At 35.5% G+C, this 15,212-nt stretch carries 11 protein-coding genes; 9 read left to right on the top strand and 2 right to left on the bottom strand.

The genetic code is table 11. The annotated features are described in order from the left end of the window. The first annotated feature begins 1 nt into the window (after position 1). Genes IGJ14_RS08385 through IGJ14_RS08370 form a run of 4 tightly spaced genes read left to right on the top strand, consistent with a single transcriptional unit; the run spans position 2 to position 4,690 of the window. The gene (locus IGJ14_RS08385) at positions 2-1,096 is read left to right on the top strand and encodes a glycosyltransferase family 1 protein (protein WP_065096449.1); all 1,095 of its coding nucleotides are present in this window, start codon (positions 2-4) and stop codon (positions 1,094-1,096) included. A gap of 28 nt (positions 1,097-1,124) precedes the next feature. After that, entirely contained in the window at positions 1,125-2,081 is a 957-nt protein-coding gene (locus IGJ14_RS08380; protein ID WP_019722847.1) for a glycosyltransferase family 2 protein, read from the top strand. A 19-nt stretch (positions 2,082-2,100) separates the two neighbouring features. Beyond that, entirely contained in the window at positions 2,101-3,267 is a 1,167-nt protein-coding gene (locus IGJ14_RS08375; RefSeq protein ID WP_065096450.1) for a nucleotide sugar dehydrogenase, read from the top strand. A 4-nt stretch (positions 3,268-3,271) separates the two neighbouring features. Next, positions 3,272-4,690 (top strand): oligosaccharide flippase family protein, encoded by a 1,419-nt coding sequence (locus tag IGJ14_RS08370; protein ID WP_019722845.1) that lies wholly within the window; start codon positions 3,272-3,274, stop codon positions 4,688-4,690. Between the two features lie 111 nt (positions 4,691-4,801). On the opposite strand, the gene IGJ14_RS08365 is transcribed toward IGJ14_RS08370, so the two are convergent. After that, entirely contained in the window at positions 4,802-5,503 is a 702-nt protein-coding gene (locus IGJ14_RS08365; RefSeq protein ID WP_029593981.1) for a Crp/Fnr family transcriptional regulator, read from the bottom strand. A 459-nt stretch (positions 5,504-5,962) separates the two neighbouring features. Between IGJ14_RS08365 and arcA the strand changes: the two genes are divergently transcribed. The 5 genes from arcA (at position 5,963) to IGJ14_RS08340 (ending at position 13,885) form a co-directional block, all read left to right on the top strand. Then, positions 5,963-7,192 (top strand): arginine deiminase, encoded by a 1,230-nt coding sequence (arcA, locus tag IGJ14_RS08360; protein WP_019722843.1) that lies wholly within the window; start codon positions 5,963-5,965, stop codon positions 7,190-7,192. A 105-nt stretch (positions 7,193-7,297) separates the two neighbouring features. Beyond that, on the top strand, positions 7,298-8,317 hold the full coding sequence (gene argF / locus IGJ14_RS08355) for an ornithine carbamoyltransferase (protein WP_019722842.1): 1,020 nt from the start codon (positions 7,298-7,300) through the stop codon (positions 8,315-8,317). Positions 8,318-8,430: 113 nt separating this feature from the next. After that, positions 8,431-9,384, top strand: a complete 954-nt coding sequence (gene arcC / locus IGJ14_RS08350; RefSeq protein ID WP_019722841.1) for a carbamate kinase — start codon at positions 8,431-8,433, stop codon at positions 9,382-9,384. Positions 9,385-9,801: 417 nt separating this feature from the next. Further along, positions 9,802-11,493 (top strand): arginine--tRNA ligase, encoded by a 1,692-nt coding sequence (argS, locus tag IGJ14_RS08345; protein WP_019722840.1) that lies wholly within the window; start codon positions 9,802-9,804, stop codon positions 11,491-11,493. A 355-nt stretch (positions 11,494-11,848) separates the two neighbouring features. Beyond that, positions 11,849-13,885: an EndoU domain-containing protein gene (locus IGJ14_RS08340; RefSeq protein WP_430607499.1), complete on the top strand. Its 2,037-nt coding sequence runs from the start codon at positions 11,849-11,851 to the stop codon at positions 13,883-13,885. Between the two features lie 145 nt (positions 13,886-14,030). On the opposite strand, the gene IGJ14_RS08335 is transcribed toward IGJ14_RS08340, so the two are convergent. Then, positions 14,031-15,029 (bottom strand): hypothetical protein, encoded by a 999-nt coding sequence (locus tag IGJ14_RS08335; RefSeq protein ID WP_019722838.1) that lies wholly within the window; start codon positions 15,027-15,029, stop codon positions 14,031-14,033. Positions 15,030-15,212: the final 183 nt, after the last annotated feature.

Genomic DNA, 15,212 nt, shown 5'->3' with positions numbered 1-15,212 from the left:
GATGAGTAAATATAGAATATTACATGTTGTTGGGATCATGGATAGAGGTGGTGCTGAAACATTTATTATGAATAACTATAGGAAAATTGATCGGTCTTTATTTCAGTTTGATTTTGTTGTGCATTCTAATAGTGAAGGAAGCTTTGACAAGGAAATTAAAAGTTTAGGTGGAAACATTTATACTTTTCCTAAATTTAATGGTATGAATTATATAAACTATAAGATCTGTTGGGAAAAATTTTTAAAAAAACATCCGGAATATCAAATAATACATGGACACATGAATAGTACATCAAACATATATATGAAGATAGGAAAAGATTTAGGACGCAATGTAATTTCACATGCTCATTCTACTTCGAATGGATCGGGTATTATAGGGAAAATTAAAGATTATACCAGTAAAGGTGCAATGAAATATTCTGACTTAAAGTTAGCTTGTTCAATTGAGGCCGGAAGATGGTTATATAAAGATGATGAAAATTTTATTTTTCTAGAAAATGGAATTGATGTTGAAAAATTTGCATATAATAAAATAGTCAGAGACAAATATAGGGGCATGTTAGGAGTTGCTGAAAGCACAATAGTGTTATCGCATGTTGGTAATTTCTATCCTGTAAAAAATCATGAGTTTCTAATAGACACACTAGAAAAGATTTTAATCAAAAAAAAAGATGTTGTTTTATGCTTGTTTGGTAAAGGGGAAACAGAGAGTAAAATAAAGAGTATAGTAAAACAAAAAAATATGGAAAATCATGTTATGTTTATGGGAGCTCAAGACAATATATCAGAATGGTTAAATGCAATGGATTTATTTTTGATGCCTTCATTGTATGAAGGCTTAAGTGTAGCTTTAGTTGAAGCACAAACTAATGGTCTACCTTGTATTATATCTGATAATATTGGTAAGATGAATCAAGTTACTGATTTGGTATCATTTAAAAAAAATGACTCTGAATCATGGTGTGAATCAATCTTAACACAAAAATGTAATGAAAATCGTATCAAATACTCTGATATAGTTAGTAAATCTGGTTTCGGTATAGAGAATGTACAAAATAAATTAACAAATCTGTATTTGGAATTGCTAAGATAAAATACCTAGTAGAAAAGGAAGTACGCAAGTGAACAATATAGTTGATTTTAGCTTAATAGTTCCCGTATATAATGTAGAAGAGTATATTTCAAACTTCTTAGAGTCCGTGTTAAAGCAAACAATAGATAATTACGAAATTATTATTATTGATAATAATTCAAATGATAAGTCTATATCAATAGTTAATAATTATATCTCGAAATTCAAAAATATACTTATTACGGAAGAAAAAAAACAAGGTGTTGCAGCATCAAGAAACAAAGGATTAGAAGTTGCCAAGGGAAAGTGGATCTTATTTATAGACCCAGATGATACGCTTGAACCAAAATACTTGGAATCCTTTAATGCAGCTATGTCAGAGAATATTGATGTTGCAATTTGTGGTTATAGATATATTGATTACAAAACTAAACGTATTATAAACGAAAGTAATTATGAAGGCCTTAAAAATAAAAATCCAGAATTGTTAATTCAAACATTTACTTCTCAATATCAGGGCTTTTTATGGAATAAATGTTTTTCAAAAAAAATAATTGATGATAATAATTTATTTTTCTGTGAAGAACTCGTGGTGATGAGTGATTTACCTTTTGTAACTCAATATTTAAGTAATTGTAATAACTGCATATTTATAGATGAACATTTATATAACTATTATAGACAGGTAAATTCGATAACTGAAAAAACAAATAAATCCAGTGTTTTTAATAAGAAAAAATACTTGTCAAAAATTAATAGTTATAATCTTGTGTTAGATACAATTGATGGAAGTGCATACGAGATAGCATATCATTATTCTATTTTTAATAAAATAACTATTCTGAAGCAACTAAAACAAAATAGATTTGTAGAATTTATTGAATTTAAAAAACAATATAAAAGAGAAATCCTTGCATCATTTTATACAATTTTATTGAATGATAAATTACCATTAAAGTTTAAAATAAGAAATTACTTAGGCGGAATAGTTCTATTTGTTTTATAAATCAATTAAGGAGTAAAAAATGAAAATATCAGTTTTTGGATTAGGTTATGTTGGCCTAGCAAATGCACTACTTCTAAGTCAAAGTGAAGAAGTGAAAGCATATGATATAGTAGATAAAAAAATTGATCAACTCAATCAGAAAGTATCTCCAATAGAAGATAAAGAGATCACTAGTTTCCTAGAAAAAGATAGTCTAAAAATCGAATTTACTAAAAACTTTGAAGAAGCTGTGATTTTCGGTGATTACCTGATTATCGCAACCCCTACAGATTACGATGAAAAGAAGAACTATTTTAACACTTCATCAGTTGAGAAAGTAATCGAGCAAGCTTTAGCAATTCGATCGGATGCTACTTTTATAATCAAATCAACTGTTCCAGTAGGTTATACAGAAGAGTTAAAGAAAAAGTATGGAACGGATCGAATAATATTCTCGCCAGAATTTCTGCGTGAGGGTAAAGCCCTATACGATAACCTTCATCCCTCAAGAATCGTTATTGGTGAAAAATCAGATAGGGGACAAGAAATTGCTAATCTTTTTAAGAAAAATGCTCATGATAATGATGTCCCAATACTATTGACGAATTCAACAGAAGCGGAAGCAATCAAATTGTTTTCAAATACCTACTTAGCTCTAAGAGTTGCTTATTTCAATGAACTTGATACGTATGCCGAATCGAATGGCTTAGACAGTAAGCAAATTATCGAAGGTGTAGGATTAGATCCTAGGATTGGTTCGCATTATAATAATCCATCATTTGGCTATGGAGGGTATTGTTTACCAAAGGATACTAAGCAATTGCGTGCAAATTATAGTGGTGTCCCAAGCAATTTGATTGGTGCAATCGTTGATGCAAATGCGACCAGAAAAGATTTTATCACTGAACAAATTTTAGCTAGAAGTCCCAAAGTTGTAGGGATTTATCGTTTGACTATGAAAGCTGCATCAGATAATTTTCGTTATTCTTCAATTCAAGGAGTCATGAAGAGACTTAAGGAGAGAGGTATTTCCGTTATAGTTTATGAACCCACTGTAGATGAGAAAAAATTTTCAGGTTTTCCGGTGATACCTGAACTGGCAGATTTTAAAAATCTAAGTGACGTAATCATATCCAATCGGTTTGATGAAGAACTAGATGACGTTGAAGAAAAAGTTTATACTAGAGATATTTTTAGAAGGGATTGAGTGAGTGAAAAACATAGCTCGTAATTTCATTTATCAATCCATATTCCAGATCATGAAAATAGTTATTCCAATTATAACCATACCTATAGTATCCATGGCGTTAGGTCCTGCTGGAATAGGGATCTTCAATTATACCAATTCAATCGCACAATATTTTGTACTAGTTGCTAGCTTAGGTATAGCTATGTATGGGAATAGAGAAATCGCACTTGCTTATAATCGTCAAGAGGACATTTCTAAATTATTTTGGGAAATTGTTGTATTTAAGGCAATACTGACATTAGCAGTATTTTTTATCTACATTGCTGTTGTCAGCTTTTTACCTAACAGTAATTACTTTTATTTTCAAAGTTTAACTATATTAGCAGTGCTTTTTGATATATCATGGTTCTTTATGGGAATTGAAGATTTTAAGTTGACCAGTGTATCGAGTTTATTCGTTCAAATAATAACTTTTGTGTTGATACTGCTTTTTATTAAAGATTCAAATGATGTAGGTATCTATATTCTGATCCAAACAGCTGGTATATTTGTTTCCCAAGTATTAGTTTGGTTCTTTATCAAGCCTTATATAACATTTCAAAAAATAAATCTAAAAAAAAGTTTTAGTCACATTAAAGGCTCTTTTGAATTCTTTATACCCCAAGTAGCGATTACCTTATATACAAATTTAAATAAGACCTTATTAGGCTTATTCATAGGGGCTTCAGCAGTTGGATTTTATACAAACTCACTCACATTAAATACAGTATTTATAACAATCATCACTACACTCGATATTGTTTTACTTCCACATATGAGTGGTTTGTTTGCTAAAAAAAATGTTGAGCGAATTGTAGAGCTGATGGATAAAACGATTGATCTACAGTTGTTTTTTAGTTTACCGATCATGTTTGGGATGTTAACCGTATATGATAAACTTGTTCCATGGTTTTTTGGGGAAAAGTTCTTATTTATTAATAATGTCATCCCGTTTTTTACTCCTTTAATAGTAATCATTCCGCTAGGCATGGCTGTTTCAAGACAGTACCTTATTCCTATAGGTAAAGTTAGAGAATATAATAAATCTGTGATTATTGGTGCAGGTATAAACATTATAAGTAATTTAATCTTACTACCAACCGTTGGTTTTTTTGGAGTTGTCATTTCTAATTTATTGGCTGAATTCTTTGTTACTGCAGTAAGAGTGCGATCGTTTCTCAAATCTACTAACTTTTCTTTTAATTTCCGGCGAATAAGTGTTTATTTTATTTCGGCACTTGCAATGATGATTATCACTAGAACATTGACTAATCCTATGCAAGCAAGTTTAATAACTAATATAGTCCAAGGTTTAGTTGCTATTACCTTGTATTTTATTTTTACAATAGTAATGAGAACAAATCCTATTGTTTCATTTATTCAAGAGAGGAGAAGTAAGTGAATGATTGCTTACTTCTTTTTTATATGTATCAAAAAATGAGCCAAAGGTAGTGGATATCTTCAAATACCTTTGGCTCATTTATTAATATTTATAGTGGAGGATGGTAACGTACTACTCCCGCCACCCCGGCGTCACTGCTTCCTTACAAAACGTGAACCGTTTCTTATCATAATTCACCAAGCCTGAATCTTTTAGCTGTTTGATTACCTGTCCGGCGGTTTCACGAGTGGTACCGCTATTGACTGCTAGTTCTTTCAACGTGATTGGATAGGGGATCGATATATGGCCGTCTTCTGTAGGGATTCCTAATTCTTCTTTTAAAACAAATAGGTTTTGTTTCACTCGGTCAAATGCACTGGAGGTCAAGCCGATTTGAATGCGTAGTTCGTGCATCTGGACGACTTTTCCTAATTTCTGGATCATGTAAATCATCTGATTAGGGTTGTTTTTGACGATTTTTTCATAACAAGCTACAGGAAAATAAAAAGTCTCGATGTCGGTCATGGCTTGTGCTGTATACGTATAAGGTTCTTCTTCAAAAATACCAGACATTGGAAAGAGATTATTTGCTGTGACATAATCATAGTAGTAATAAGTAGCACTTTCATCATAACGCTCTAAACGGATCAATCCTTCTGTTAAGACATAGAAACGTTGCCGTTCATCTCCTTCATCAAAAAGTACTTGTCCTTTCTTATATGAACGTAGGACAGTCTGCTCTTTGATTTCTTCAAATTCCTCATCAGTAAAGTGTTCAAAATCAGGTTGATATCTGAGTTTAGAAAAATGATAATCGATTTTATTTACACGCATGAACATCCCTGCTTCCTATTATTCTTTAATTCTATTGTGACTTCTTTTATTTCTTTTGTAAAGCCATAATACATTCCGTAAAAAGCTATATTTTGTAAAAAATCAATTGCGTTTGTTATTATGTAGAATTTATACAAAACAGATGAATATAATTTGTTGAGTGATCACAAAAGTGTATAAAAAACAAATAATATACATAAAGTAAACGCTAACAACCTTAATTTAAATGGGATTTTAAAATATACAGAAAAATTTTTTTGATGAATAAAAATTTTTTTGATAGAGTTTTCAGTATAAAAAAAAGAGAAATTATTAATAAAAGATGCAAAAATGTGTAATTATTTAATTAAGCTTTAATAATGAGAGATTCTTCTCGTTTTAAATGCGAGAAAAGCATGAAAGTGATTACAAAAGCAGTTTATTCTAAGTATGTAATCAAAACGAAGGAGGCAACACAACATGGATAAACCGATTCACGTTTTCTCTGAGATAGGAAAGTTAAAGACAGTTTTACTAAAACGACCTGGTCAAGAAGTGGAAAATCTAACGCCTGATATTATGGATCGTTTGTTGTTCGACGACATTCCGTATCTACCGATTGCACAAGCTGAGCATGATGAATTTGCAAAAGTTCTTCAAAGTGAAGGTGCTGAAACATTATATTTAGAAAAATTGGCGGCTGAAGCAATCGATGCAGGTAATGTCAAAGAGGAATTTTTAAATAAAATGTTAGATGAATCTTTTATTGCATCTAATGCTGTTAGAGATGGTCTTCATGAGTTCCTTCTATCAATGGAAACTCAAGATATGGTAGATAAGATCATGGCGGGTGTTCGTACAAAAGACATCGATGTTAAATCACGTAGCTTATACGATTTATCATCTGATGATGACTATCCATTCTACATGGACCCAATGCCAAACCTATACTTTACAAGAGACCCTTCCGCATCAATGGGGAATGGGATGACAATCAATAAAATGGCATTTGAAGCACGTCGTCGTGAGTCAATGTTCACTGAATACATTTTGAACCACCACCCACGTTTTGCAAACAAAGGTGTTGACGTATGGTTGGATCGTGAAAATCCAGATCATATCGAAGGTGGGGATGAATTGATCCTTAGTGACACAGTTGTTGCTGTTGGTATCTCACAAAGAACAAATGCAAAAGCGATCGAGCGTTTAGCACGTCACTTATTTGCGAAAAACTCAGGATTTGAAAAAGTCTTGGCAATCAAGATTCCTAATAATCGTGCCATGATGCATTTAGATACAGTATTTACAATGGTTGACCATGATAAATTCACGATCCACCCAGCGATCCAAAGTAAAGAAGGAAAAATGGACGTCTTTACAATTGAACAAGCTGGCGATGATATCAAAATTTCTCATTCAGATGATTTACAAGAGTCATTGAAATCAGTTCTAGGATTAGATGATCTTGTATTGATCCCAACAGGTAATGGCGATGCGATCGTTGCACCTCGTGAACAATGGAATGATGGCTCAAATACATTAGCGATCGCTCCAGGGGTTGTAGTTACTTACAATCGTAACTATGTATCTAACGAGTTATTGAGAAGTTACGGCATCAAAGTGTTGGAAATCACTTCAAGTGAATTGTCACGCGGTCGTGGCGGTCCTCGTTGCATGAGCCAACCGTTAGTTCGTGAAGATTTAAAATAGTTTATTCCTGATGGCAGTCACTGTCAGCTGCCATCAGATTTCCTCTTAATACCAAGTACACTAGGTACTATCAAATAGAATACAATTTTAAAGGAGAATGTTCATATGAAAGAATCAGTATTTCAAGGAAGAAGTTTATTAGCAGAAAAAGATTTTACAAAGGAAGAGTTACAATATTTGATCGACTTTTCTCAACACTTGAAAGATTTGAAAAAACGTGGCATCCCACATCATTACTTAGAAGGAAAAAACATTGCATTACTATTTGAAAAAACATCAACACGTACTCGTGCAGCATTTACAACTGCGGCAATCGATCTTGGTGCGCATCCTGAATACTTAGGTGCAAATGACATCCAATTAGGTAAAAAAGAATCAACTGAAGATACAGCTAAAGTATTAGGTAGCATGTTTGACGGAATCGAATTCCGTGGTTTCAGCCAACAAATGGTAGAAGAATTAGCAGAATTCTCAGGTGTTCCTGTATGGAATGGTTTAACTGACGAATGGCACCCAACTCAAATGATCGCTGACTTCTTAACGATCCAAGAAAACTTCGGTACAGTAGAAGGCATCACAGTTGCTTATTGTGGCGATGGACGTAACAACATGGCTAACTCATTGTTAGTAACAGGTGCGATCTTAGGAACAAATATGCGTATCGTTGCACCAAAAGAATTACAACCTGAAGAAGAAATCGTGAAAATGGCTGAAGAGTTTGCAGCGAAATCAGGTGCACAATTAATGATCACTGACGATGTTGCTAAAGGGGTAGACGGAGCAGACGTTCTTTACTCAGACGTTTGGGTATCAATGGGTGAAGAAGATAAATTCGAAGAACGTATCAAATTATTGAAACCTTACCAAATCAATATGGATATGATCGAAAAAACAAACAATACAGATCGTTTGATCTTCTTACACTGCTTACCAGCATTCCATGATACGAAGACAGTTTACGGTGAACAAATGAAAGAACGCTTTGGCATCACTGAAATGGAAGTAACAGACGAAGTATTCCGCAGTAAATATGCACGTCAATTTGAGCAAGCAGAAAACCGTATGCACTCAATCAAAGCAATCATGGCAGCAACACTAGGAAACTTATTCATTCCTCGTGTGTAACAACTAACAAGTAAATAATCAAAACGAGTCAGCGTGAGGGTCGTTCAAAAAGAACGCTGGCTTGTTTTGTCATCGGTAAAATTCAGAATGTTCTGGAAAAAGGGGAGATAAACATGGCAAATAGAAAAGTAGTCGTTGCATTAGGCGGAAACGCAATTTTATCAACAGATGCAAGTGCAAAAGCACAACAAGATGCATTGATGGAAACAGCAAAATACTTAGTGAAATTTATTGAACAAGGAGATGAATTGATCATCTCTCATGGTAATGGTCCTCAAGTTGGGAACTTATTGATCCAACAACAAGCGGCTGATTCAGAAAAAACACCGGCAATGCCATTAGATACATGTGTGGCGATGACGGAAGGTTCAATTGGCTATTGGTTGCAAAATGCGATGGGTGAAGTGTTGAAGGAAAAAGGAATCGATAAAGATGTCGTTTCTTTAGTGACACAAGTCATTGTTGATGAAAATGATCCATCGTTCAAAAATCCGAGCAAACCAGTTGGACCGTTCTATACAGAAGAAGAAGCGAACGATCAGATGAAAGCAGACTCTTCCGTAACATTCAAAGAAGATGCAGGCCGTGGTTGGCGTAAGGTCGTTGCCTCACCAAAACCAATCTCAATCAAAGAAGCTCGTGTGATCCAAACATTAGTGGAACAAGGCGTGATCACCATTTCTGTAGGTGGTGGCGGTATTCCAGTTGTGGAAACTGCAACAGGTCTTGAAGGAAAAGAAGCCGTGATCGACAAAGATTTTGCTTCTGAAAAATTAGCAGAGATCATCGAAGCAGATCTATTGATCGTGTTGACGGGTGTCGATAATGTCTATGTGAATTATCAAAAACCTGATCAAAAGAAACTAGAAACAGTTGATGTCTCAGAAATGAAACAATACATTGCTGAAAACCAATTTGCTCCAGGAAGCATGTTGCCAAAAGTGGAAGCAGCGATTGCCTTTGTTGAGGCTCGACCTACTGGGAAAGCAATTATCACTTCCTTAGAAAACATTGAGAATCTATTGGCTTCAGAAGAAGGAACGATCATCGTTGCGGATGAAGCGTAAGATCCTTATCACTGCTTTACCTTGACCGTGTCTATAAAATGTCCAGTTGGTTTTTATTCTCCTTTAGACCTTCTGGACATTTTATGAAGAAAACTCTAGCCAGTCGATTGGATATCTGCTATAATTCAAATCAAGTTAAATAAGAGCAACGTTTGCTGAACAAGAGAGTAATTGGTGTCATTTCGTTCAAAGCGAGTCTGGGTAGAGTGGAAGCCGGACGGACAAATCCCAATGAAGCGCACTTGGAGAACTCTGTCTTTGACAGACGGTCGTCTACCGATATCAGATCGAGCAGGTCCTTTTTTAGGACAATTGGAGTGGTACCGCGGGAATTCTCGTCTCTAGTAAATTCATAGAAATATGGATTTGCTAGAGATTTTTTTGTTTTACAGCAAACAATATGTAGGAGGAAAATAAATGAATAACAAAGATGTTGTTGCAAAAGCACTATATGAAGTAGTACAAGATGACTTGACGTTGGAGCAAGTCGCACAATTACTTGAAAATCCAAAATCAGCGGACCATGGAGATGTCGCATTTCCCACGTTCTCTTTAGCAAAAATCTTCCGTAAAGCACCACAACAGATCGCAGCGGATCTTGCTGAGAAAATCGATGCAACAAATTTTGAAAAAATCGAAGTCGTCGGACCATACTTGAACTTCTTTATGAACAAAGAGATCATCAGTAAGCAAGTGTTAGCTACAGTAGTAAAAGAAAAAGAACACTATGGTGATAGCACGATCGGTAACCAAGGAAGCGTGCCGATCGATATGTCTTCACCAAACATTGCAAAACCAATTTCAATGGGTCACTTACGTTCGACAGTAATCGGAAACTCAATTGGTTTTATTATGGAAAAATTAGGTTACCAACCCGTACGTATCAACCATTTAGGAGACTGGGGCACACAATTTGGAAAACTGATCGTTGCCTACAAAAAATGGGGATCTGCTGAATCTGTAAAAGCTGAACCAATCAATGAATTATTGCGTCTATATGTCCAATTCCACGAAGAAGCTGAAACACAACCTGAATTGAATGATGAAGCTCGTTCTTGGTTCAAGCGTCTAGAAGAAGGCGACGAAGAAGCGATGGAGTTATGGCAATGGTTCCGTGACGAATCAATGAAAGAATTCAACAAGATCTATGACTTGTTAGAAGTTCGTTTTGATTCATTGAACGGGGAAGCTTTCTACAATGACAAGATGGATGAGATCGTCGAATTACTAGAAGAAAAACATCTCTTACAAGAAGACAAAGGTGCAGAAATCGTTGACTTATCTGCTTATGATCTAAATCCTGCCTTGATCAAAAAATCAGATGGTGCGACACTTTATATTACGCGTGATTTGGCAGCTGCTTTGTACCGTAAACGTACGTATGATTTCAGTCAATCATTGTATGTCGTTGGAAATGAGCAAAGCTATCACTTCAAACAATTGAAAGCTGTTTTGAAAGAACTAGGCTTTGACTGGTCAGATGATATGCACCATATCCCGTTTGGTTTGATCACACAAGGTGGTAAAAAACTATCTACACGTAAAGGAAAGATCGTTTTACTAGAAGAAGTATTGAATGAAGCAATCGACTCAGCGAAACAACAAATCAGTGAAAAGAATCCTGATTTGGAAAACAAAGATGTCATCGCAAAACAAGTCGGTGTTGGTGCTGTTATTTTCCACGATTTAAAAAATGATCGTTTGAATACCTTTGACTTCAATTTAGAAGAAGTGGTTCGTTTTGAAGGGGAAACTGGTCCTTATGTCCAATATACTCATGCTCGTGCGATGAGTTTATTAGACAAAGCAGGTTTTGTTCCTTCTGAAGATCAAGCTTATGCGTTGAATGATGAAAATAGTTGGGAAGTCGTGAAGCTTGTACAGAAATACCCTGAAACAGTACTTCAAGCGGGTGAAAAATATGAGCCATCGATCATTGCAAAACATGCGATCAAACTGGCACAAGCATTCAATAAATACTATGCACATACAAAAATCTTAGCGGACGATGACCAAAAAGATGCGCGCTTAGCGTTAGTTTATGCGGTAACTGTTTTACTAAAAGAAGACTTACGTCTATTAGGATTACATGCACCAGATAAAATGTAAAAAGTTTCATTGCTCAATGATTTTCTGAAGAGAAATCTAAAAGTTATTTATCAGTCAATAATCCATTGCATATTTACAATTGAATTGATTTTTATCTAGAAGGTTCTCTTTTAGAAACGAGCCAAGTCGGGATTTGAAAAAATCCCGGCTTTTTTGACGTATTTTTGGTACGGCATACATTTTCATAGTTGTTTTATGTTGAATTGTACATACAAAAATTTTTATGAATAAATAATTGAATTTTCTTTTCTTATTTTAGAAAAAGTCGTTTCATGAGAATCTTCACTTTTTATTAAGCGCTTTCTTTTATTGCGATATACTCTCGGTGTAAATAAAAAAGAAAAGGAGTGGAAAAATGAAAGTGAAAAAGAAATGGTTCTCGTTGTTGATGGTTGTGATGTTGTTGTCGTCGGTTTTCCAACCGACACTCTTAGCCTTTGCGAGTGATCGATCCTTCAAAGAAGCAACCTCGCGTCCAGCTGTTGAGATTGATTTAAGTGGCACTTCGCCAGCAAAAGATGAAAAAACATGGAACGAATGGGTAAAACTCCGAGGATTTACGGATACCCTGACTGCCGAACATAACGTATTTGATAATTTAGTTCTAGCGGATTATTTAGACATGATGGAAGGGCCAAGTACGTTACCCCTCAGTGCACGGTTTGCTCGTTCGAAAATTGCACCGATCATCCAAGCTACCGCCTTTGCTGAATTTACCCGACCCTACTTAAAAGAATCGTCCAAAGAGATGGCTGTCAGTCAGTTATATCGGGTGACCTCCACCAATATCTTAAGACAATCGATCAGTTTACTTGGTGACGCCATTGATGCGTCCGAAGATCCGATTGAGATTTATCCAACCACTAAAATCGAGTTGGCTAGTTGGATTTCAGTCCAAAACCAGTTTCTCGAATACATAGAAACGACCCCCGACTTATCTGGATATGAGATGCGAACTGGCACAGACGGTGTGAGCAGATTGTTCGTGCCGAAAAGCACGAACAATCAAAGTCTGTTAGTTTATCCAGATACTTCACTGAATGAATACTTACCGGGAAATGAAAAATTACCTCCGCGGATCGGCGCCCTGAAACAAATCAATTTTTCTCCATATAATGGTCCAGGAACACCGTATGTCAATGTGACTATGAGCTACACCGCCTATGATCATCGTCAACAATTATATACACAATATGATGTTCGTGGCATCACGATTCCCATGGAGACGGACTTTGATACATTTTTAGCAGAAATCGCCACACCTGAACAAGCCTTGGAACTGGTTAAAGAATATTCTTCGGTCCAATTCGGGGCAGTAGACCTAACAGATGTCGATTCCGTCAATGAAGTCGGAAAAGAAATCACCCGTCAGATGATCGATGAGCGGGATGCGCTGATTGATCAATTGCCTGATACGTTTCAGACTAATCTATTCCGGATTGCAGCGAAAGCCAATGAAAAAGAAGTTGTCATTGATCGGGAAGGTGAGTTTGTGTATCGGGGAACGCAAGAAATTGTTCCCTTAGACCAAATCGACATCGGCTTTAACCAAGAAGTCATCTATACGATCCGCAAAGTGCAAAGCTTTTTCGGTGTCTATTGCAACTACTATGCGTTAGCCGATGGCTTGTTTGATGAAGAACGCACGAATGCCTTACCAAGAAGTCTAGATGAAACCACCATTGCAGCGATTTCTGAAGTCGGTGGCAATGTATTGAAGAATTTACCAAATTACGAAAATACCGACTGGGTCATCAAACAGTCCCAAATCCAGCTCGAAAAAACAGACATCTTACTGATCATTATGTGCTTACCGTTGTCTGAAATGTTTTCTGTCTTACGAGCAGTTGAATCCGAAGAAGTCTTCGTAACAGCGATCGAAGTCGAAGAAGCTGAAGCCACCCGCGTATTGGAAGCGGAAAAGGCTCTGATTACCAAGGGCTGTCCAAATGAAGCCTTGGTGGAAAAATTACCAACTACTGAATTTTATAACCGCAAGTCGTTGCGTCATGTGGCAGGAGAGGTGAGACCGGGGAAAGATGGTGTACCTGTGCTTAATGGTGCTCATTCACGCCATCCTGACTTTTATAATCCAGAAAGTGGAGTGGTTTATGAACCAACTGGGACGGTGGTGAAAGGACGACCTTTTGAGGCGGATGTTAAGTATGATGGGAAATATAAGAATACAAAATCTACTGTTTTTCCAGACAGCTGGGATGCAGAGAAAATTACGAGTGAAGTAGAACAAATTGTAAGGCAAAAAAATTTTGACTCTCCTGGAAACCATACTTTTAGTGGTGAGAGTACAGCTGGATTTGAGATAAAAGGAAATGTAAATGTTAAAATGAATGGTAAAATAACCGTGGTATCAGCATATCCCATTTTAAAATAAATATATACTCTGAAGTAAAAGATTTTCTAATGACATGGGTGAATAAGAAACGCAGATGTGGGACTTATTAATTAACTATAAAAAGACTAATGTCAAAACTATTTTTTAAGCTTTGATATTGGTCTTTTTATTTATAGGAATCTATTTAAAGTTTTTTTCCAAGCCTGCTTAAACCTCTTTCTTTATATTCATTAATTTTTTTTTGAAACATTTCAGGTGTATATACATTACGCCAATAATATAAATTGTTCTGTTGATATTGATAGATGATAGCTAAAATTGAATTATTCAATTGTTCGCTTAAACCAAGGTAGTCCGTATTAAACATCCATTCGCTATAAAAATCCCCATGTATTCCATAGCTTAATTGATAAGGGGAACAACCAAATAAAGAAATACCGCCGTAACTAATTGTATACTCTTCATTAGACAAATAACGTCTAGGATCATTAGGTTCATCTTCTTCAGGATCATAAGGGAATTCAGCGAAAAAGAACCCAACTTCTGGATCAAAATCAATGTATGAGTCATCACGAATCACGGTTAATCGAGAATCTAATTTATTTAATTGAGTTTCTAGAAATTCCGTATTCTTTTCTACAGCAGCCAAAGGTCGGTGCTTGGGGTCAGTGAAACTAATTGGTGAACTAATTAGTTCGCCAGGTCCAATGAATTGTGATGGACGATTATAAGGTTTTAACCTTTCCTGTTCCAATTGTTTTTCTGTAAATAAGTCATTCCAATAGAACAGGTTATGCACTTGATATTCATGAATGACTTTTAAGATAGCTTGGTCAATCACTTTTACTGCTTGTCTAGAAGAATCTGAAGCCCCGCTCGGTTTTCTATAATATTCGTAAATTTGTTCATCGTAAGGAGTAAACCAGTAAAGAGGATAGCCTCTATATCTAAGCAGATACTCCGAATACACAAAATGTTCCATTGGGTGATCTGGCACACGAGGGTCCCAATAAATTTTCGATAGCTTTGGAAAGACCTCTGGACCATAATCAATAAAGTTATCATTATGTATCAAAGTCAAATCTGGATCGATTGCTTGAAATTTTTGTGTGAGTTCTTCTGTCATTTTTCGAATCTTGGCTTGTGGGCGACGATTGGGATCGACAAAGGGAAAGAAGGTCATAGATATTATTCCTTTCTATATCAAGTTTTTTCATTTGAATCATAACATGTTGAAAGACAGTATAAAGAATTTTTTTTTCGAAAAAGTCGAAGTAAAGAGAACAGGAGCAAAGCGATAATAAACATCTAGGTTGGACATCTATCTAAGCGATAAATCGACTATCGAACAGACCAAGTAGTCCTT

The organism is Enterococcus sp. DIV1304_2 (assembly GCF_050555445.1).
Lineage (GTDB): Bacteria > Bacillota > Bacilli > Lactobacillales > Enterococcaceae > Enterococcus_B > Enterococcus_B pernyi.
Note: the sequence above shows the minus strand (reverse complement) of the source record. Positions and strands in the feature narration are given on the sequence as shown.